We start from the raw sequence: 17,643 nt of genomic DNA, 5'->3' as shown, positions 1-17,643 counted from the left end.
GGTGTCGATGACGGCTACTCCTCGGCTGCTACCCGCGATCGTGGATTGACTCGGCGCGAACGACAGGCTCGCGCAACCCGGTCGAGTGTAGCGGTCCGCGCCGGGCGTTCCGCGCGAACCGCCGTGAGCAACCCGGCCACGCCGAGTATGGCGAAGCCCGCGTAGCAGACCAGCAGCGCGGGCGGGGTCGTGCCGGTGAGCGCGTCGCCGAGCAGCACGATGGCGACGGTCCCGGGCAGGCTGCCGAGGGCCGTTCCGGCGAGGTAGGGACGCAGCCGGACGGAGGAGATGCCGCAGCAGTAACTCAGTGGCGCGAACGGGATCACCGGGATGAGCCGCAGGGACAGCACGGCGGGCAGGCCGCCACTGGTGAGCCGTTCGTCGACCACGCGTACCGGCGTGCGGTGCAGGTGCCGGGCGACCACGTCGCGGCCGAGTGCGCGCGCCACCAGGAAACCCAGTGCCGCCGAGAGCACGGTGGCGGTGAGCGCGACGGCGATTCCGGCGGCCTCGCCGAGCAGCAGCCCGGCTGCCAGGTTGAACACCGTGCGCGGGATCGGCGCCGCGGTGAGCACGGAATAGGCGAGCAGGAACAGCAGTGGCGCGGCCGCGCCGGCGTCATCCGCCCAGGACCGCAGCGCGACGGGCGCGGGCAGCGGCAGGGTCAGCGCGGCGGCCGTGCACGTGGTGAGCAGGACCAGCCCGATGATCAGCTTCGTCCGTACCGCCACGTCGTCACCGTAGAGCACGGCCGGTCCGGCTACGGTGGGTGCGTGGCGAAGCGTGGCGAAGCGATCGAGTACCAGGTGGGACGGCGCACGGTACGGGTGTCCAATCCGGACAAGGTGTACTTCCCGGAGCGCGGGATCACCAAACGACAGGTGGTCGAGTACTACCTCGCTGTGGCCGATCCCCTGCTGCGGGTGATCGGCGAGCGCCCGACCACGCTGAAACGGTTCGTTGACGGCGTGACCGGTGAGGCCTTCTACGCCAAGCGGGTGCCCAAGGGCGCGCCCGAGTGGGTCGAGCGCGTGCGGATCACGTTCCCGTCGGGCCGGACCGCCGAGGAGGTGTGCCCCACCGAGCCGGCGGTGCTGGCCTGGGCCGCCAACCTGGGCACGTTCGACTTCCACCCGTGGCCGGTCCGGCGCGCTGATGTGGATCACCCCGACGAACTGCGGATCGACGTGGACCCGCCGGACACCGCGGGGTTCGCCGACGCCACCCGGGTGGCCGAGACCGTGCGCGAGGTGCTCTCCGACGCCGGCCTGGTGGGCTATCCGAAGACCTCCGGCGGGCGCGGGGTGCACGTGCTCGTCCGGATCCGCCCGGAGTGGGACTTCGTCGACGTGCGGCACGCGGTGATCGCGCTGGGCCGCGAGGTCGAGCGGCGTGCTCCCGGCCGGGCGACGATCGCGTGGTGGAAGGAGGAACGCGCCGGGCGGGTCTTCATCGACTACAACCAGGCGGCGCGGGACCGCACGGTCGCCTCGTCGTGGTCGGTGCGCGGTACGCCGCGGGCGACCGTGTCCATGCCGGTGACCTGGGAACGGCTGCGCGACGTCGACCCGGACGACTTCGACGTGCTGACCGTGCCCGGCCTGCTCGCCGAGCACGGTGACCCGCACGAGGCGCTGGACTCGCGCGCGTTCGGCATCGAGACGCTGCTGGAGTGGTACGCGCGGGACGAACGCGATCACGGCCTCGGTGAGATGCCCTACCCGCCCGACTACCCGAAGATGGCGGGGGAGCCGAAGCGGGTGCAGCCCAGCAGGGCCCGGGAGCAGCCGTGACCGGACCGCCCGGACGGCTCAGCCGACCCGCTCGAACACCGCGGCGAGCCCCTGGCCGCCGCCGATGCACATGGTCTCCAGCCCGTACCGGGCGTCGCGGCGCCGCATCTCACGCGCCAGGGTGGTGAGGATGCGCGCCCCGGTCGCGCCGACCGGGTGGCCCAGCGAGATGCCCGAGCCGTTCACGTTCAGCCGGTCGAAGTCGTCGTCGCTGAGCTTCCATTCGCGGGTGCAGGCCAGCACCTGCGCCGCGAACGCCTCGTTGAGCTCGATCAGGTCCATGTCCTTCAGCGCCAAGCCGGCCCGCGCCAGCGCCTTCGCGGTCGCCGGGACCGGCCCGATGCCCATCGTCCGTGGCGGTACTCCCGCCACGGACCAGGACACCAGCCGCACCAGCGGGCGCAGGCCCAGCTGCTCCGCCTTCTCCCGGCTGGCAACCACGCACACGGCGGCGCCGTCGTTCTGCCCGCTGGCGTTGCCCGCCGTCACCGTGGCCGCGGGGTCCTGCCTGCCGAGTACGGGCCGCAGGCCGGACAGCGACTCCAGCGTGGCGTCGGCGCGCGGATGCTCGTCCCGGTCCACCACGGTGTCCGGCTTGCCCCGTTTGCCGGGCACGGTGACCGGCACGATCTCCTCGGCGAACCGGCCGTCCTCGATGGCCGCCACTGCGCGCCGGTGCGACCGCAGCGCGAGCTCGTCCTGCTCTTCCCGGGCGATGCCGTACTCCTCGCGCAGGTTCTCCGCCGTCTCGAGCATGCCGCCCGGCACGGGGTAGTGGACGCCGCCCGCCGTGACCCGGCCTCGCGCGAGCCGGTCCTTCAGCTCGACACCGCCCTGCGCGCCCCAGCGGATGTCGTCGGTGTAGAACTCGACGCTGCTCATACTCTCGGCCCCACCGGCGAGCACCAGTTCGTGCACGCCGGTCTGCACGCGCATCGCCGCGTCCAGGACCGCCTGCAGGCCCGAGCCGCACCGCCGGTCGAGCTGCAGGCCCGGAACCTCCACCGGCAGCCCGGCGTCCAGTGCCGCGACGCGGCCGATGGCGGGGGCCTCGCCGTTCGGATAGCACTGGCCGAGCAGCACGTCCTCGACCTCGGCGGGCGGGATGCCGGTGCGGTCGAGCACCGCCCGGATCACGGTGGACGCGAGCTCGCTCGCGGGCACGCGGGTGAACACGCCGCCGTAGCGGCCCACCGCGGTGCGGACGGGCTCGCAGACGAACACCTCGGTGGTCACGGGCTCTCCCTTCCTGCTCGCGTGCCGTCCGGAACGCGGCCCGCGTACGTGAAGCCGCCGTCGTCGGCGGGCGTGCCGAGGTCGCCGCTGGCCAGCCAGCCGTCGGCCGTCCCCGGCACGGCGTGCGGCTCGCCGAGGTAGGCGTCCACCACGCCGGCGCCGCGGAACTGCAACTCGCCGCGCTCGCCCTCCGACACGGGCCGCTCCGTCACCGGGTCCACCACCCGCACCTCCAGCCGCGGCGAGACCGGGTGGCCGCCCGCCGACCAGCGCAGCGGCGCGGCCACCTCGGGTGGCCACAGCGCGGCAGGCGCGAGCACCGCCGGCGAGCGGTAACCGCAGGTGACGACAGTGCCGAGCTCCTTCTCGGCCCACGCCGCCGCCTCGGCCGCACCGCCCGGCACGTCGACGACCACCAGCCGCCGCCACGACGAAAGGTCCCGCCGCGTACCGGGCCGGGACCCGGCGAGCCGCAGGGCCGCCTCGTCGTCGGCGACGACATGGGTGACGTCGAACCGGGCGACATCGGTGAGCACGGTGTCCCCGGTGTCCGCGCCACCGGGCACCGGTTGCAGCAGGCAGGTGCCGCCACCGGCGATGGCCGCCGCCGCGGTGGCGAATCCCAGTGGCTCGGACAGCGGCCGGGTGCACGCCACGACATCGTCGGCGCGGATGCCGAGCGTTCCCGCGCAGGCCAGCGCGTGCCGGACAACCGCCGATTCGCGGAAGGCCACCGGGGCGGAGCCGGCGGCCGGGAACGCCACCGCGAGCTCGTCGCCCCCCGTCTTCGGCATCGGCATGCCGGCCGCCGCGGCGCTGGGCAGCCAGGCGCCGCCGCCGATGTCGTGCCCGGACGGGTCGATGGGCGGGTCCTCGTGTGGCCCTGCGACGACCGCCACCGCCGGTACCGGTGCCGCGGCCCCCGTGATCGCCTCGCGCAGTACGCCGGTGAGACCGGTGTCGCTGGGCAGCGCCACCACCTTCGGCCGGGCGCGTTCGACAACGGCGGCGGCGAAGGTGGAGTCGTGCGCCGGGGCGAGCCCGATCGCGTGGGCGCCGAGGGATGCGGTGGCGATGTGCCAGGTCAGCACGTCCGACCAGGCGGGCAGCCACAGGGCCACGGCGTCGCCGCGACCCACTCCCGCGGTGGCGAGGTCGGCCCGGAGTTGCAGGGTGCGCCGCCACAGCTCGGCACGGCTGACGTGGACGGGCTTGTCGGGGTGGGCATCGACCGCGATCGTGGCGTGCGGGTCGCGTCTGGTCAGCCCGGCGAGCAGCGACAGCAGGTTCATCCGGCCGTCAGCGAAGCATCTGCCCGTTGTCCGCGTCAAGTGGGCCGCGGGCGGGGGTGTCACTCGGGGCAGAGCGTCCCGTCGCGCGGCACCTTCCCTTCGACGAGGAACCCGCGCACCGCGTCGGTCACGCATCGCGACCGGAGCGCTCCGTGCCCCGCGCCCTGCCAGGCGACGCGGACCGCGGTGGGCATCCGCTCGACGGCGCGTGCGGTGCCCTTCTCCGGAGTGACCGGGTCGGCGGCGGTGCTGAGCACCAGCATCGGCGGCGTGCCGGGGGAGCCGGGGCCGGGCAGCGGTTCACTGCGGCCGGGCCAGGGGGAGCACCAGGCCAGCTCCTGCGCGAGAAGTGCGCCGAAGACCGGGTGATCGGCCGCCAGCTCCTCGGCGGTCTGCTCCAGCTGGTCGGCGGGCAGCCGGGTCACGGTGTCGTTGCACCGGGTCGCAAGGCTGCCGTCCAGCCGGGGCGGGAGGAGCCGGTTCTCGGCGATGAGCGGCTCGACGAAGGCGTACAGCTGATCGGCGTCGCCCGCCCTTGCGGCGGCGATGGCCCTGGCCAGCTCCGGCCAGCGGTCCCGCTGTGCGAGCCCGGCGAGCACGGCGCGCAGGGCCAGTCCCGGGCCCAGCCGGGGACCGGTGGCCGTGGCGAGCGGGCGTTCGCGCAGCTGGCCGGCGAGCCCGGTGACGGCCGCGGCGGCGTCCGCGCCGAGCGGGCATTCGCCGCTCGCGCAGTCCCGCCCGAACTCGGCCAGTGTCTTCTCGGCACCCTCCGCCACGCCGCCAAGTACGGTGGCCATGTCTCTGGCGGGATCGGGCGCGCCGTCGAAGACCATCCGGCCGACCCGGCCGGGATACCGGTTCGCGTAGACGCCAAGCACTTTCGAGCCCTCGCCGTGCCCGAGCGCGTTGAGGTGCGCGACGCGGAGCTGCCTGCGCAGTTCGTCGAGGTCGCCGGCCGTCCGCCAGCTGTCCAGCGCGGTCTGCTCGTCCTCGAGGTTGATCGCGCACTGCTGCCCGGCCGTGCGCGCCGCGTCCAGCACCGGTGTCAGGTCGGTGTCGTGCGGGTCGTGGCCGAGCAGCGTGGCGCGGACGTCGCCGGGGATGCAGCGGGCGGCATCGGACCGGCCCGTGCCACGGCGGTCTATCCCGATGAGGGAGAAGGTGTCGAGCAGCTCGGCGGGCAGGCTTTCGGCGAGGCGCGCGGCGTAGAGGGTGCCGGGCTCGCCGTCGACGTCGTTGACGACCGCGAGCGGGACCGGGCCGTTGCCGACCTTCAGCACCGCGATGCGCTTGATGCCGCGCTGGGGCAGGTCCGGCGCGTCCAGTGAGGTGGTGATCTTGGCGCAGGAGAAGCGCAGCGAGGCGGCGACAGCTGGCTCGCCGAGGCGCTCCCGGGTCTCCCGGTCGCAGTCGGACCAGTCGATACCGGTGCCCGGCGACTCGTCGAGTCCGGGCAGCGGAGCCGGTGCCGTGCCGGTGGTTTCGGGTTGCCGGGGCGGGGCGCCGTCGTTCTCCACCACCGGCGGCCGGGTGGACGGCCCGGCGGTGCAGCCGGCGAGCAACGCCGGTACCAGTGCGGCCAGGACGAGCCCGCGGGCCCGGCGTCGGTGGCTGCTTCCACGGCGCGGCACTGGTTCGGTCCTCGTCTCACGTTCGGGGTCGTACGCCGAGACCTTCGCACGGGCGCGGTGAGAGTGACGTGAGGGGTGGCCGAGCGCCCGCGCCTCACGAGGCGTCGGTGCGCTTCACCTCGCCGTGGAAGACCGCGTCCAGGTCGTATCGGACGGGCTCGTCGAGCTGGGCGTACCCGCAGGAAAGGGGTTCCCGGTCCGGCCGCCAGCGGACGAACTGCGCGGTGTGCCGGAAGCGCGCGGGGCGGCCGCCCTCGGTGTGCTCGTAGCCCACCTCGACGACCCGCTCCGGCCGCAGCGGCACCCACGGCTGCTCGGTGGGACGCCACCTGTTGACACCGCCGGGCAGCCGCTGGCCCTCGGACACCGCGTCACCCAGCCACGGGTGCTCGCCTTCGGTGATCAGCTCGGCCAGCTCGGCGGCCAGCTCCCGGCGCCGCTGCGCCGGGAACGCCCCCACCACGCCGACGTGGTGCAGCACCCGCGCCTCGTCGTAGAGGCCCAGCATGAGCGAGCCGACGGCCGTGCCCGGCTCCGTGTCGGCGTGCCAGCGCAGCCCGGCGACCACGCAGTCGGCCGTGCGGGAGTGCTTGTACTTGAACAGCACCCGCTTGCCGGGGGAGTAGGGCGCGTCCAGCGGCTTGCCGATCACGCCGTCGAGCCCGGCGCCCTCGAACAGCTCGAACCAGTGCCGCGCCGTCGCGGCGTCGGTGGTCGCCGGGGTGAGCCGGATCGTGCTCCCCGCCAGTTCGGCGAGGGCCTCCCGCCGGGTGCTCGTCGGATCGTCCACGAACGACCGGTCGCCGAGTGCCAGCAGGTCGAAGGCCACGAACCTGGCCGGGGTCTGCTCGGCGAGCAGGTTGATCCGGCTGGCCGCCGGGTGGATGCGCTCCGTCAGCGCGTCGAAGTCGAGACGGCCGCGCAGCCCGACGACCAGCTCGCCGTCCAGCACGACCCGCTCCGGCAGCGTCCCGGCCAGCTCCGCGAGCACCTCGGGAAAGTACCTGTTCAGCGGCTTGCCCGAACGCGACTGCAGGGTGATCTCGTCGCCGTCGCGGAAGACGAGGCAGCGAAAACCGTCCCACTTGGGCTCGAACAGCAGCTCCGGGACGCGCGCGGTGTCCGGGATCTTCTTGGCCGGCCGGGCGAGCATGGGCTTGACCGGCGGCGTCAGGGGCAGTGCCATGACGCTCATTGTGCCTGGTCATCGCACCCGCCGGCGTTGCGCCGCGCCCAGCTCCAGCCGGATGGCGGTCGGCAGGACCTCGCGCTCCAGCGACTCCCTGGCCCTGGCCAGCACATCCGCGTCGAGTTGCTGCCATATCCGGAGGAGATCGGCGCCCTCGCGCAGCCACAGCTCGATCCGCAGCGCCGGGCTGTCCGGGTCGCCGACCGCGCGGACGCGCGCCCTGCCGACCCCTTCGACGGACTCGGCGTCGGCCCGCACCGCGCTCGCGATAGCCCCTGCCGTCACGGTGAGCTCCCGCCCCACCGACGTGTCGAGGCGGATGTCCGGCCTGCCTTCCGGGCGCAGGCAACGGAGGAGGAACCACAGCCCGCCCGCGAACAGCAGCACTCCGGCGGCGACGGCCACGCTTCTGGCGAGCACCGGCTGCGCGCTCAGCCAGTCGACCGCGAGCGGGTCCACGACCGGCCTGCCCGCGCGGTACGTGCCCAGCCAGCCGAACCCGACGACGAGCGCGAGCACGCCCGCGGCCAGGCCGAGCAGGCCGATCCCGAACGCCAGCGACCGCTCCGCCCCGTACGGGCGGGAGAGCGCCCTCGCCGAAACGGTTCTGTCGCTCATCGGCGGTCCTTGGGAGAGTCGACGACAACGGATACCTTCGGGTGGCGTACCAGTGGCACGTCACCGAGCAATGTGGACACCGATTCGGTCAGCCGTGGCCGCAGCCCTTCCTCGTCCTCCAGCGCGCTCCGGGCCCGTACCCGGACCTTCTTCGCGTTCGCGGTCACCGTGGCACCGGAGACGTTGTCCTGCGCGCGTACGTGCTGTCCGACGGCACGGGCCAGCGAGCGGGGTGACATCGTGACGCTCACCTCGGTGGCCGGGTCGTGCAGCCGGACCGCGCGGCGGCGCGCGGCGGCGGCGACCAGCATGAGCACCAGCCCGGTGAGCGCGGTGAGCGCGGCCGTCAGGCGCACCACGGGCGCGTCCCAGCGCAGGCCGGCGAGCGCGTCGAGCCAGCGCGGCCACGGCAGCAGCAGCGGCGCGCCGTCCGGGCGCCACCACTGCCACGCGGTCTCCAGCGCCAGCAGACCACCCGCGGCGGCCACGGCAAGCGCGAGCAGTGTCGAGAGTAGACGGACCAGTATCCGCAACTGTGGCTCCTGAATCTCCGGGCCCGCCTGCGCGGACGCTGCCGCGCCGGCGGGCCGCTCCTTCTCAGCGCACCCGGGGCCGCGTCTCGGGCAGCAAAGCGGACACGGTCACCGCGCACCCACGTACGTGGTAGGACGTGAGGTGCTGCACCTCACCGGTCACCTGCTCCCGCACCCGGGCCACGACCTCGGGAACGGGGACGGGGTAGTGCAGGGCGAGGTCCAGCCTGAGGTCCACGTCGGCGCCGTGCCCGGACACGCGTACCCCCGCGCCCCGGCCGGGTCCACGCCGCACCGTGGCCGTGCCCGGCACCCGGCCTGCCGCGTGCTCGGCGACCTTGCGCACGACCGTGTGGGCGATCTCGAGGGTGCCCCGGTCCTCGGGTTCGGTCACCGGTCCTTGCCCCGGCCGAAGACATCGCCGAGATCGAGCTCGCCGTCGAGTACCCGGCCCGCGACCAGGCCGATCACGCCGACCGCGAAGGTGATGAGGAAGGCCCCGAAGCCCTGGGAGGCGGCGAGGCCGAGTACGAGACCGGCCAGAACCCCGGTCTGGGTGGCATTCATGGATTGCGCTCCTTGTGCTGTGTCCTCGGTGTCCCCGGTGCTCATCTGCCTGACCTCCGGTACGCGGGGCGGCCGCTCAGCTCACCCGCGGCGGACGCCGTCGCCGGCGCCGCCAGTTCCTGATCCGGGCCACGGCACCGGCGAGGCCGCCCCGGCGCGCCACGAAGACCACCGGCGCGTCGAACCGGTCGGGTTCCCCGGGCGGCTGCTCCGCAGGCCGCTCCCGGCCCGCGCGGTCGAACCGGGCCAGTCCGGCGGCGAACTCGTCCGGGTCGCCCCCCACATCGGGGTGGTGCCGCCGGACGTAGGCCCGGAACTCGGCCCGCCTGCGCCGCTCGGCCTCCCGGTCCGGCTCCGGCGCCGTTCCCGTCACCTGGTGGCCCTCGCGGTGACGGGGACGACATCGGTGACCTCGATGTCGACCGGCACCTCGCCCGCGATCGCGCGCACCCTGGCTCGCAGCTCCCCGGTCACCCGAGGCAGGCTCCTGTCCAGCCGCAGCACCACACCGAGGGCGATCGGCTCGCCCGGAGCCCCCACCCGCACACCGCGTACCCTGCGACCGGGCAGGTGCGTGGCGAGAGTGCCGAGCCCGCCCTCGTCCAGCCGGATCACGGCGGCGTGCGCGCTCACCTCACGCGCGATCGCGTCCGCAAGCTCCTCGTCCGTCATCGCCTCACTCCACGCGGGAGGTGGGCTCCACGGCCTCGTCCTCTTCCGGCAGGTGGATGTCGTTCACCGCGATGTTCACCTCGATCACGTCGAGCCCGGTGATCTGCTCGACGGTGGAGATCACGTTGCGGCGCACGGCCCTGGCGACGTCGACGATCCGCGCGCCGTACTCGACGACGAGGTCGAGATCGACGGCGGCCTGCTTCTCGCCGACCTCGACGGAGACCCCCGAGGTCGTCACGGTGCCGGAGCCCGGGATGCGCTCACGGATCGCGCCGAACGCGCGGGAGACGCCACCGCCGATCGCGTGCACACCGGACACCTCGCGGGCGGCGATACCGGCCACCTTCTGCACGACCGAGGAGGCGATCGTCGTCTTGCCCGCGGTGCCCTCCTCGTTGAGTGCCGCGGTCGCCGCCGCGCGGGCGGCGGGCACGGTCTCGGTGTCGGTCCTGGCCGCACTGTTCTGCGCCATGCACTGCTCCTTTCCAAGTGGTGAAGGGAGATCGAAGTCCCAACTCCGGCTACGATGCCGTTTCGCCACGCGGTCTTCCGGTGGCTCGCCCGATCGGGCTATGACTCATACACGTCCGCGATGTGCACGTTGACCGCGAGCGCCGTCGTGCCGAGCTGCGCGGCCAGCGCGGCCTGCAGCCGCGACCGCAGCAGCTCCGCCGCCGCATCCGCGCCACCGCGGTACTCGACCGTGACGACAACGTCCAGCACAGCCCTGTTCCCGGCTCCGGTGCCGCCGGTGCCATCGGTGTCCAGCGCGACCGCGGAGACGTGCAGCCCGCCGATCTCCGCGCCGAGCTCGGCCCCGAGCCTGCGGGCCAGCAGGACCACCGCGCCTTCCCCGATCCTGAGGAGACCGCCGTCCTGCCGGATGTCGAGCGGGCGGGAGAGCAGCGTGCCCCGCACGCCGTGCACCGACCGCAGCACCCGCTCGATCAGCCCGGCCGGCGTGGGGACCGGGGCACGCGCCGTCGCACGCACCCATTCCCACTGGGGATCGTCGAGGGGGTCCCCGCCGGCACTCATGACCGCTCCTTGAGTCTCGCGAGCAACGCAACCCTGGCCCGGTGCAGCCGGGAACGCAAGGCCGGGACGCTGACCTCCAGCACCTCGGCGACCTCCTCGTAGCTGAGCCCCTCCAGCTCGCGCAGCACCAGGGGAACCCGCTGCGAGACGTCGAGCCCGGCGATGGCCCACAGCACCGCCTCGACCTGTTCGGTGCGCAGCACCTGCCCCTCGGGATCGGCCCGGAAGTCGGCGAACACGCCCGCGCCGATCAGCGGTGATCCGTCGCCAGACCCGGGCGTGAGGGCGGCGTCGAGGGACACGGTCGGCCTGCGCCTGCGCACGTAGGCGAGCGCGGCATTGGTGACCACGCGGTACAGCCAGGTGGAGACGGCCGAGTCGCCGCGGAACTCCGGCAGCCCCCGCCATGCGGAGATCCAGGCCTCCTGGACCACGTCCTCGGCCTCGGCGGCGGTGCCGGTGATGCGCAGCGCCACCCGGTACATCCGCGGGGTGTGCCTGCGCACCAGGTGGTCGAAGGCCCCGGCCTCGCCGCGGAGCGAGCGGGCGAGCAGCGTCGGGTCGGAGGCGCTCATCCGTCCGTTTCGCGGTGCCGCCTGCGGTACCGGAACATCGTGAACCCGTCCTCGTGCAGCAGCGAGACCAGCCGCAGCCCGCGGGGCACGTCGGTTGCGCGGCCCGCGACGATGCGGTCGGCGCCCGCACCGGCCAGCAGCGGTGCGATCGTGAGGCAGAGCTGATCGACCAGGTCCTCCGCCACCAGCGTGGCGAACAGGTGCGGGCCGCCCTCGCAGTTGACGCGGCGGAGCCCCATCTCGCCCAGCGCGCCCAGCGCGGCGCGCAGGTCGACGCTGTGCTCACCCGCGGTGAGCACCTCCGCCCCCGCGGCGGCGAGGTCGGCGCGCCGGTGCGCCGGTGCGCTCTCCGTGGTGAGCACGATCGGCGGCACGACCGTGTCGGCGACGATCGGGTCGTCGGGGGTGATCGTGCAGCGGCCGCTCACCACGGCGATGGGCGGCACGTCGGAGAGGCCGAGCCGCCGCCTGCGCTCGACCCGCAGCTCACCCGCCCTGGCGCCCCGGTACTTCTCGGCCTTCACCGTGCCCGCGCCGACCAGCACCACGTCGGCGAGGTCGCGGCCCAGCGCGAAGATGCGCTTGTCCGCCGGGTGGGAGAGCCCCGCCGAGCGATCGCCGACCGAGACCGCGCCGTCGGCGGAGGACACGAAGTTGGCCTGCACCCACGGCCCGGACAGCCCGGCGGGGTAGCCGTAGATCTCTTCCAGGTCGGCGTCGGTGAGCGGGCCGGACGAGTCGTCCGGCGGTAAGGGCCACAGGCGATGCACGGGCTCATCCCAACATGGCCCTTCTCCGGTGGCCATTCGGGTGCGCGGGCGGCGGGGTGGGCTGCGTCTCGATTCGACCCGGACCCGGCCGGTGCGCCGCACCGCGGTGGCTACGCTGACCGGCATGCCCGCTGCGCAGCTGGCCGCGCGCCGGCCCGAGATCGAGGCGGACGAGCTGATCACGACGCTGGTTCCGCCGCCGCGTTTCGACGCCGTCCGGTTCTCGACCTACGTGCCCAACCCGGAGGAGCCCAGTCAGGCCGAGGCGGTCGCGGCGTGCTCCGCCTTCGCGGAACGGGTCCGTGAAGGGCGGAAACCGCGTTCGGGCTGGCGGGCGCTGTTCGGCAGGGGCGAGGCCGGCGAGCCGGAGAGCCCGGGCCTCTACCTCGACGGCGGTTTCGGCGTGGGCAAGACCCACCTGCTCGCCTCCATCTGGCACGAGGTGCCGGAGCCCAAGGCGTACGGCACGTTCGTCGAGCTCACGCACGTCGTTGGCGTGCTGGGCTTCGCCGAGGCGGTGCGCAGGCTCTCCGGGCACCGGCTGCTCGCGATCGACGAGTTCGAGCTGGACGACCCCGGCGACACGATGCTCGTCACCCGGCTGCTGCGGGAGCTCACGTCGGCGGGCGTGTTCGTCGCGGCGACGTCGAACACGCTGCCCGGCAGGCTCGGCGAGGGCCGCTTCGCCGCCGAGGACTTCCTGCGGGAGATCCAGTCGCTCTCCGCGCGGTTCGCCGTGGTGCGCGTGGACGGTCCCGACTACCGGCACCGGGGACTGCCGGAGGCACCCGAGCCGGTGAGCGACGAGCAGGTCACCGCGTCGGCCCAGGCCCGTCCGGGCGCCACGCTGGACGACTTCGACGCCCTGTGCGAGCACCTGGCGCAGCTGCATCCGTCGCGCTACGGCAGGCTCGTCGACGGCGTGTCGGTGGTGCACCTGCGCGGTGTGCGTCCCGCGCCCGACCAGACGGTGGCGCTGCGGCTCGTCGCTCTCGCCGACCGCCTGTACGACCGCGCCGTGCCGGTGGTGGCGTCCGGCCGGTCGCTCGGCGAGCTGTTCACCGAGGAGATGCTGGCGGGGGGCTACCGGAAGAAGTACCTACGCGCGGTCAGCAGGCTCACCGCGCTCGCCCGCGACGCCGCCGCCCTGCCCGCCGCCACCGGGTAGGAACCTGCCGGCGAGCGCGGCGAGGCCGATGGTCGCCGCCACTGCGAACGCCGCACCACCGGCGACGTCGGTGGCGTAGTGGTACTCCAGCCCGACCATCCCGGTCCCGGCGAGCACGACGAGCACGGCGCTCGCGGCCACCACGGCACGGGTGCGCGGGCCCGCGGCGGTGAGCAGGGCGAGCACGGTGAGCACCGTGACGAGGCTGACCGTGTGCCCGCTGGGATAGGCGAGATGGTCGTCGTAGTAGCGGCCGGTCAGCGGCTTGAGCACCCAGGTGTTGAGCGGCACGGTCAGCGCGGGCGCGGCGAGCGCGAGCACCGCCGCCCGGCGGCGCCCCCGTAGCAGTGACGTGACCACGATCGCGGCGGTCGCCGCGAGCACGACAGCGGGATGTGTCGGCAGCACCAGTACCCGGAGCAGACCCTCCCGCCCGGAGAACGCCGCGTCGATCGCGTCGGCGGCCGCCCGATCCACGGTGCCCGGCAGCCGCTCGCCGGAGTGAATCAGGCCCAGTAGCAGCGCGACGAACGCCGTGGTGGCGGCGGTGAACCCGCCGAGCCGGGGGGTCAGGGGAGCGTCGGGCACGGGCTCATGCTGCATCGCGGCGAAACCATGATCTTCGGCCGGGTGTCACCCTAAGGTGTCACCATGGGGTCGTTCCGTGAGCTGCCGGTGTTCGCGGGTACGTCGCATCCTCCCCGGCACGGTGCCGTGGCGCGCGTGCGGGTCGAGTACGACGCCGGGGAGAGCCACCCGGACGAGACGAGGCCGTTCGAACGATCCGGGGCGACGACGTATCGGGTCGTGCCGTTCCTACGGCTCCTCGGCGAGCACGGGGCGCGCACGCTCGTGGTCGGCAGGCTGCGCATCGCGGCGGCCGGCGCCGGGCTGCCCGCCCTCACGCTGGTGCTGTGCGCGGCCTGGTCCGAGCGCCACGCGTGGACACAGGTCCCGGAGATCGGGCCGCGGGCGGAGGAGTTGCTCGCCGCATCCCTGGCCGAGCCCGCGCACCCGGTTTCCGGCGACGAGCGCAGCGTGGTGGCGGTACTGGCCAAGGCTGCCGCGGAATCCTCACACAACGAGGTCAGCCGCGTCCGCGGGCTGTGCTACGAGCTGGAGCGGCGGTTCGCGGACCAGCTGGCGAGCCGCCGGCGCGAGGCGATGCGCCCCCTGCTCGCCGAGATCGTCGAGCTCTCGATCGCGCTGAACCGAGCCCGGGACCAGGCCCGCGCGGCACGGCGCGACGGGCTGTGGCTGTGGCTGGGGGACGAGGAGGCCTACCGGCGTAGCCGCGCGGAGAGCGCGCCAGGCCCTGAGGCACCGGTGCCCGCGCGGATGCATCACCTCGCGCTCCGCCACGTCGACTCGCTGGACGTGCTGCTGGACGAGGAGGTCGCGCGGCTGCAGCGGTTGCTGCAGAGCATGTCGACGATCGCGGTTGCCCAGGACGCCGAGGCGCAGCAGAACTTCAACGTCGCCGCGGCCGCGACCGCCGCCGGACTCGGGCTGCCCGCGCTGATCCTGTCGTTCTACGGCGCGCAGGCCTTCCTGCCCCTGGACACGCTCGACCGCGCGTGGCGCGCCCTGTTGCCGATCGGCGCGACGGCCCTGCTCGCGATCTTCGTCGCGTTGCGGCGGCTGCCGTGGCGGGCGCGGCCGATGCACTACCTGGCGGGTGCCCTGCTCGTCGCCCTCCTGGTAGGCATGCTCTGGGTCGCAGGCGCACTCGTCCCTACCGCACCCCGCTGAGCGCCCCCGCCGTCGTGAGTGCGTAGACGAGTTAGAACGCGGGTTGCCACTCACGAGTCGGCGGGCAGCCTGCCGGTCCTCACCGCCGCGACCAGGTCGGCGTGATCGGCCTCCGTCAGGTCGGCGTAGCGCACCGCCCAGCGGCCGACGGCCTCGTCCATCTCGGTGTCCTCGGCGAAGTAGCCGGCCAGCAGCCGCGGGTCGACCGAGCGGGTGTGCGCACGCGCCAGCAGCGCCCCCGCGAGCCTGCCGTAGTCGTCGAGGTGGTCGCCGTCCAGGCCGGTGGGATCGATGTCGCCTTTCATGTTCCGGAACTGGCGCACGACGTAGGGCCGCCCGTCGACCGTCGTCCAGCCGAGCAGGATGTCGGTCTCGGCCTGCACCAGCCGGGTACCGTGCACGACCCGCCTGCCCTCGTGCTCGTGCGGTGCGGCGCCGAGGAACGGCTGCAGCGCCGACGGCGCCGCCTCCTTGAGCTGCAGCACCAGGGCCTCGTCCTCGTTGCCGTGCAACAGTGCGATGTAGCAGCGGCGGCCGACGCTGCCGGTCCCGACCACGCGGAACGCCACATCGGACACCGCATACCTGCCGATGAGGTTGCGCCGGGACTCGCGCAGGGTGTCCACATAGGCTTCGAGCCCGTCGATCACCCGCTGCTCGGTCGCGTCGTCCACGTGCGTGCGCACCGGCGGATCCTCGATGAAGTGCAGGCGCCGCAGACCGGTCTCGTCGTCCTCGTACTCCTGCGTGCGCTTGGCGACGATCTTGGCGCTGGTGTTCTTCCTGGCCTTCTTCGCCGCCTTCTCGAAGTCGTCGATGAGCTCGTCGGCCTTGACCTTGCTCAGCACCGATGCGTCCGGCAGCGCGTTCCACGAGCGCAGGAACGGCAGTTCGGCCAGTTCGCGTACGGTCCGGCGGTAGGACTTGACCACGTCCTCGGCGGCCTCGCGGCAGTTGTCCTCGGCCAGCCCGCCCTCGCGGCCGGCCAGCACCAGGCTCGCGGCGAGCCGTTTGAGGTCCCACTCCCAGGGGCCCGGCACCGTCTCGTCGAAATCGTTGATGTCCATCACGATCTCGCCCTCCGGAGTGCCGTACAGCCCGAAGTTCGCCGCGTGCGCGTCCCCGCAGAGCTGGGCCGCAGGCCCGCTGGCCGGGGTGCCGGCGAGGTCGGCGGCCATCAGCCCCGCGGCGCCGCGGAAGAAGGCGAACGGGGAGTCGGCCATCCGGGCCACGCGCAGGCCGAGCAGCTCCGGCAGCCTGTCCTCGTGGCTGCGGCGGACGAACTCGGCGGCCCCCGGCCGGTCCGGGCCCGCCGGTTCGTGGTCGTGCACGGCCGGGGGTGTCAGGTCCCGCAGGGCCTTGCCGCGGGCACGCACCTCCGCGGAGCCGACCAGGGTACGGAGATCGATGTCGTCGTCGCCTGCCATGCGCACCATCGTGCCGCAGACCGCTCACGCCACGCCGGTGTGCCGCCCCACCACCTCGGCGATCGCGTCGAGCCCGCGGTCCAGCTCCGCCTCGGTGATGACCAGCGGGGGAGCGATCCGCAGCGTGCTGCCGTGGGTCTCCTTGCACAGCACGCCGCGGCTCATCAGCGCCTCGGAGGCCTGCCGGCCGCTGAGCCCGCCCGGCGCGATGTCCACGCCCGCCCACAGGCCGCGCCCGCGCACCTCCGTCAGGCCGTGCCCGACCAGCTCGCCGAGCCGTGCGTGCAGGTGGGCGCCGAGCGCGGTGGAGCGCTGCTGGAACTCACCGGTGGCCAGCAGCCGGACCACCGCGCGGCCGACCGCGCAGGCCAGCGGGTTGCCGCCGAAGGTCGAGCCGTGCTCGCCGGGGCGCAGCACGCCGAGCACGTCGGCGCGCCCGGCCACCGCCGACACCGGCAGGATGCCGCCGCCGAGTGCCTTGCCGAGCGTGTAGAGATCGGCCCGCACCCGCTCGTGGTCGAGCGCGAACACGGTTCCCGTGCGCGCCAGCCCGGACTGGATCTCGTCGGCGATCAGCAGCGTGCCCCGCTCGTCGCAGAGCCGCCGCACCTCGGCGAGATAGCCGTCCGGCGGCACCACCACGCCGGCCTCGCCCTGGATCGGCTCCAGCAGCACCGCGGCCGTGCGATCGGTGATCGCGTCGGCGATCGCACGGGCATCGCCGTACTCCACGGTGACGAAGCCGGGCGTGAACGGGCCGAAGTCGGCACGCGCGTCCTCGTCGGTGGAGAAGGACACGATCGTCGTCGTGCGGCCGTGGAAGTTGGATCCGGCCACCACGATCTCGGCGGTACCGTCCGGCACGCCCTTGACCCGGTAGGCCCACTTGCGGGCGACCTTGAGCGCGGACTCCACCGCCTCGGCGCCGGAGTTCATCGGCAGCACCATCTCGGTGCCGGTCAGCTCCGCGAGCTCGTGGCAGAAGCGGCCGAGCTGGTCATGATGGAACGCCCGCGACGTGAGCGTGACCCGGTCGAGCTGCTCGACCGCCGCCGCCACCAGGTCGGGGTGGCGATGCCCGAAGTTCAGTGCCGAGTAGCCGGACAGGAAGTCGAGATAGCGCTCGCCGTCCACATCGGTGACCCAGGCGCCCTCCGCCTCGGCGATCACCACCGGCAGCGGGTGGTAGTTGTGCGTGCTCCACTGCTCGTCGAGCGCGATGAAGTCGGCGGGCGTGGTCGTCGTGGGACCGTCGGCGAACGTTGTCATGCGTTCAGGTTAGAGGCAGTCGGCAGGGTGCTTCAGCTGGAGTACGTTGCTCAGGGGCGCGATTCGTTGCGCACTTTGCCTGTTCGAGCACGGATTCGTTGTGCGGGGAA

The 17,643-nt window shown here is 73.7% G+C and carries 21 protein-coding genes; 3 read left to right on the top strand and 18 right to left on the bottom strand.

All coding sequences use genetic code 11. The features are described 5' to 3' along the window. Positions 1–14 precede the first annotated feature (14 nt). Positions 15–731 carry a TVP38/TMEM64 family protein gene (locus tag JAP66_RS11660; protein ID WP_199431698.1) on the bottom strand — a complete coding sequence of 239 codons (717 nt, stop codon included), beginning with the start codon at positions 729–731 and terminating at the stop codon, positions 15–17. A 42-nt stretch (positions 732–773) separates the two neighbouring features. Between JAP66_RS11660 and ligD the strand changes: the two genes are divergently transcribed. Further along, positions 774–1,793, top strand: coding sequence for a non-homologous end-joining DNA ligase (ligD, locus tag JAP66_RS11655; RefSeq protein WP_199431697.1), 1,020 nt, complete (start codon positions 774–776; stop codon positions 1,791–1,793). 18 nt (positions 1,794–1,811) lie between these two features. Here ligD and JAP66_RS11650 read toward each other — a convergent pair whose 3' ends face one another. The 14 genes from JAP66_RS11650 to JAP66_RS11585 all read right to left on the bottom strand — a co-directional run bounded on the left by JAP66_RS11650 (position 1,812) and on the right by JAP66_RS11585 (position 11,953). Further along, a complete protein-coding gene (locus JAP66_RS11650; protein ID WP_199431696.1) occupies positions 1,812–3,029 on the bottom strand; it encodes an acetyl-CoA C-acetyltransferase in 1,218 nt (405 codons plus the stop codon). Continuing rightward, complete coding sequence (locus tag JAP66_RS11645; protein ID WP_199431695.1) at positions 3,026–4,321, bottom strand: AMP-binding protein; 1,296 nt, start codon at positions 4,319–4,321, stop codon at positions 3,026–3,028. The genes JAP66_RS11650 and JAP66_RS11645 overlap by 4 nt, the downstream gene beginning before the upstream one ends. A 59-nt stretch (positions 4,322–4,380) precedes the next feature. Further along, positions 4,381–5,952 (bottom strand): alpha/beta hydrolase, encoded by a 1,572-nt coding sequence (locus JAP66_RS11640; RefSeq protein ID WP_199431694.1) that lies wholly within the window; start codon positions 5,950–5,952, stop codon positions 4,381–4,383. Between the two features lie 94 nt (positions 5,953–6,046). Next, positions 6,047–7,138, bottom strand: coding sequence for an ATP-dependent DNA ligase (locus JAP66_RS11635; RefSeq protein ID WP_199431693.1), 1,092 nt, complete (start codon positions 7,136–7,138; stop codon positions 6,047–6,049). A gap of 18 nt (positions 7,139–7,156) precedes the next feature. Next, on the bottom strand, positions 7,157–7,759 hold the full coding sequence (locus JAP66_RS11630) for an Asp23/Gls24 family envelope stress response protein (RefSeq protein ID WP_199431692.1): 603 nt from the start codon (positions 7,757–7,759) through the stop codon (positions 7,157–7,159). Next, entirely contained in the window at positions 7,756–8,292 is a 537-nt protein-coding gene (locus JAP66_RS11625; protein WP_199431691.1) for a DUF6286 domain-containing protein, read from the bottom strand. The genes JAP66_RS11630 and JAP66_RS11625 overlap by 4 nt, the downstream gene beginning before the upstream one ends. Before the next feature lie 64 nt (positions 8,293–8,356). Next, positions 8,357–8,686 carry an Asp23/Gls24 family envelope stress response protein gene (locus JAP66_RS11620; RefSeq protein ID WP_199431690.1) on the bottom strand — a complete coding sequence of 110 codons (330 nt, stop codon included), beginning with the start codon at positions 8,684–8,686 and terminating at the stop codon, positions 8,357–8,359. Further along, positions 8,683–8,859 carry a hypothetical protein gene (locus JAP66_RS11615; RefSeq protein WP_199431689.1) on the bottom strand — a complete coding sequence of 59 codons (177 nt, stop codon included), beginning with the start codon at positions 8,857–8,859 and terminating at the stop codon, positions 8,683–8,685. Before JAP66_RS11615 ends, JAP66_RS11620 begins: the two co-directional genes overlap by 4 nt. Positions 8,860–8,935: 76 nt before the next feature. Continuing rightward, the gene (locus JAP66_RS11610) at positions 8,936–9,232 is read right to left on the bottom strand and encodes a hypothetical protein (protein ID WP_199431688.1); all 297 of its coding nucleotides are present in this window, start codon (positions 9,230–9,232) and stop codon (positions 8,936–8,938) included. Further along, positions 9,229–9,531, bottom strand: a complete 303-nt coding sequence (locus JAP66_RS11605) for a hypothetical protein (RefSeq protein ID WP_199431687.1) — start codon at positions 9,529–9,531, stop codon at positions 9,229–9,231. The genes JAP66_RS11610 and JAP66_RS11605 overlap by 4 nt, the downstream gene beginning before the upstream one ends. Positions 9,532–9,535: 4 nt before the next feature. Next, entirely contained in the window at positions 9,536–10,006 is a 471-nt protein-coding gene (locus JAP66_RS11600) for an Asp23/Gls24 family envelope stress response protein (protein ID WP_199431686.1), read from the bottom strand. Between the two features lie 98 nt (positions 10,007–10,104). Next, positions 10,105–10,572 carry a hypothetical protein gene (locus JAP66_RS11595; RefSeq protein ID WP_199431685.1) on the bottom strand — a complete coding sequence of 156 codons (468 nt, stop codon included), beginning with the start codon at positions 10,570–10,572 and terminating at the stop codon, positions 10,105–10,107. Continuing rightward, complete coding sequence (locus JAP66_RS11590; protein WP_199431684.1) at positions 10,569–11,147, bottom strand: RNA polymerase sigma factor; 579 nt, start codon at positions 11,145–11,147, stop codon at positions 10,569–10,571. The genes JAP66_RS11595 and JAP66_RS11590 overlap by 4 nt, the downstream gene beginning before the upstream one ends. Next, positions 11,144–11,953, bottom strand: coding sequence for a pyrimidine reductase family protein (locus tag JAP66_RS11585; RefSeq protein ID WP_199432010.1), 810 nt, complete (start codon positions 11,951–11,953; stop codon positions 11,144–11,146). The genes JAP66_RS11590 and JAP66_RS11585 overlap by 4 nt, the downstream gene beginning before the upstream one ends. Positions 11,954–12,041: 88 nt before the next feature. On the opposite strand from JAP66_RS11585, the gene zapE reads away from it, so the two are divergent. Next, positions 12,042–13,085 carry a cell division protein ZapE gene (gene zapE / locus JAP66_RS11580; protein WP_199431683.1) on the top strand — a complete coding sequence of 348 codons (1,044 nt, stop codon included), beginning with the start codon at positions 12,042–12,044 and terminating at the stop codon, positions 13,083–13,085. Here zapE and JAP66_RS11575 read toward each other — a convergent pair. Further along, on the bottom strand, positions 13,017–13,673 hold the full coding sequence (locus tag JAP66_RS11575) for a phosphatase PAP2 family protein (RefSeq protein WP_199431682.1): 657 nt from the start codon (positions 13,671–13,673) through the stop codon (positions 13,017–13,019). The genes zapE and JAP66_RS11575 overlap by 69 nt on opposite strands. A gap of 63 nt (positions 13,674–13,736) precedes the next feature. On the opposite strand from JAP66_RS11575, the gene JAP66_RS11570 reads away from it, so the two are divergent. Then, positions 13,737–14,837, top strand: a complete 1,101-nt coding sequence (locus tag JAP66_RS11570; protein WP_199431681.1) for a hypothetical protein — start codon at positions 13,737–13,739, stop codon at positions 14,835–14,837. 50 nt (positions 14,838–14,887) lie between these two features. Here the strand turns inward: JAP66_RS11570 and JAP66_RS11565 are convergent, their stop codons facing one another. Both JAP66_RS11565 and rocD read right to left on the bottom strand, forming a co-directional pair. Continuing rightward, complete coding sequence (locus JAP66_RS11565; RefSeq protein ID WP_235998950.1) at positions 14,888–16,264, bottom strand: DUF2252 domain-containing protein; 1,377 nt, start codon at positions 16,262–16,264, stop codon at positions 14,888–14,890. 24 nt (positions 16,265–16,288) lie between these two features. Beyond that, positions 16,289–17,533 (bottom strand): ornithine--oxo-acid transaminase, encoded by a 1,245-nt coding sequence (gene rocD, locus JAP66_RS11560; protein WP_199431679.1) that lies wholly within the window; start codon positions 17,531–17,533, stop codon positions 16,289–16,291. Positions 17,534–17,643: the final 110 nt, after the last annotated feature.

The organism is Qaidamihabitans albus, assembly GCF_016464705.1.
Classification (GTDB): domain Bacteria; phylum Actinomycetota; class Actinomycetes; order Mycobacteriales; family Pseudonocardiaceae; genus Qaidamihabitans; species Qaidamihabitans albus.
Note: the sequence above shows the minus strand (reverse complement) of the source record. Positions and strands in the feature narration are given on the sequence as shown.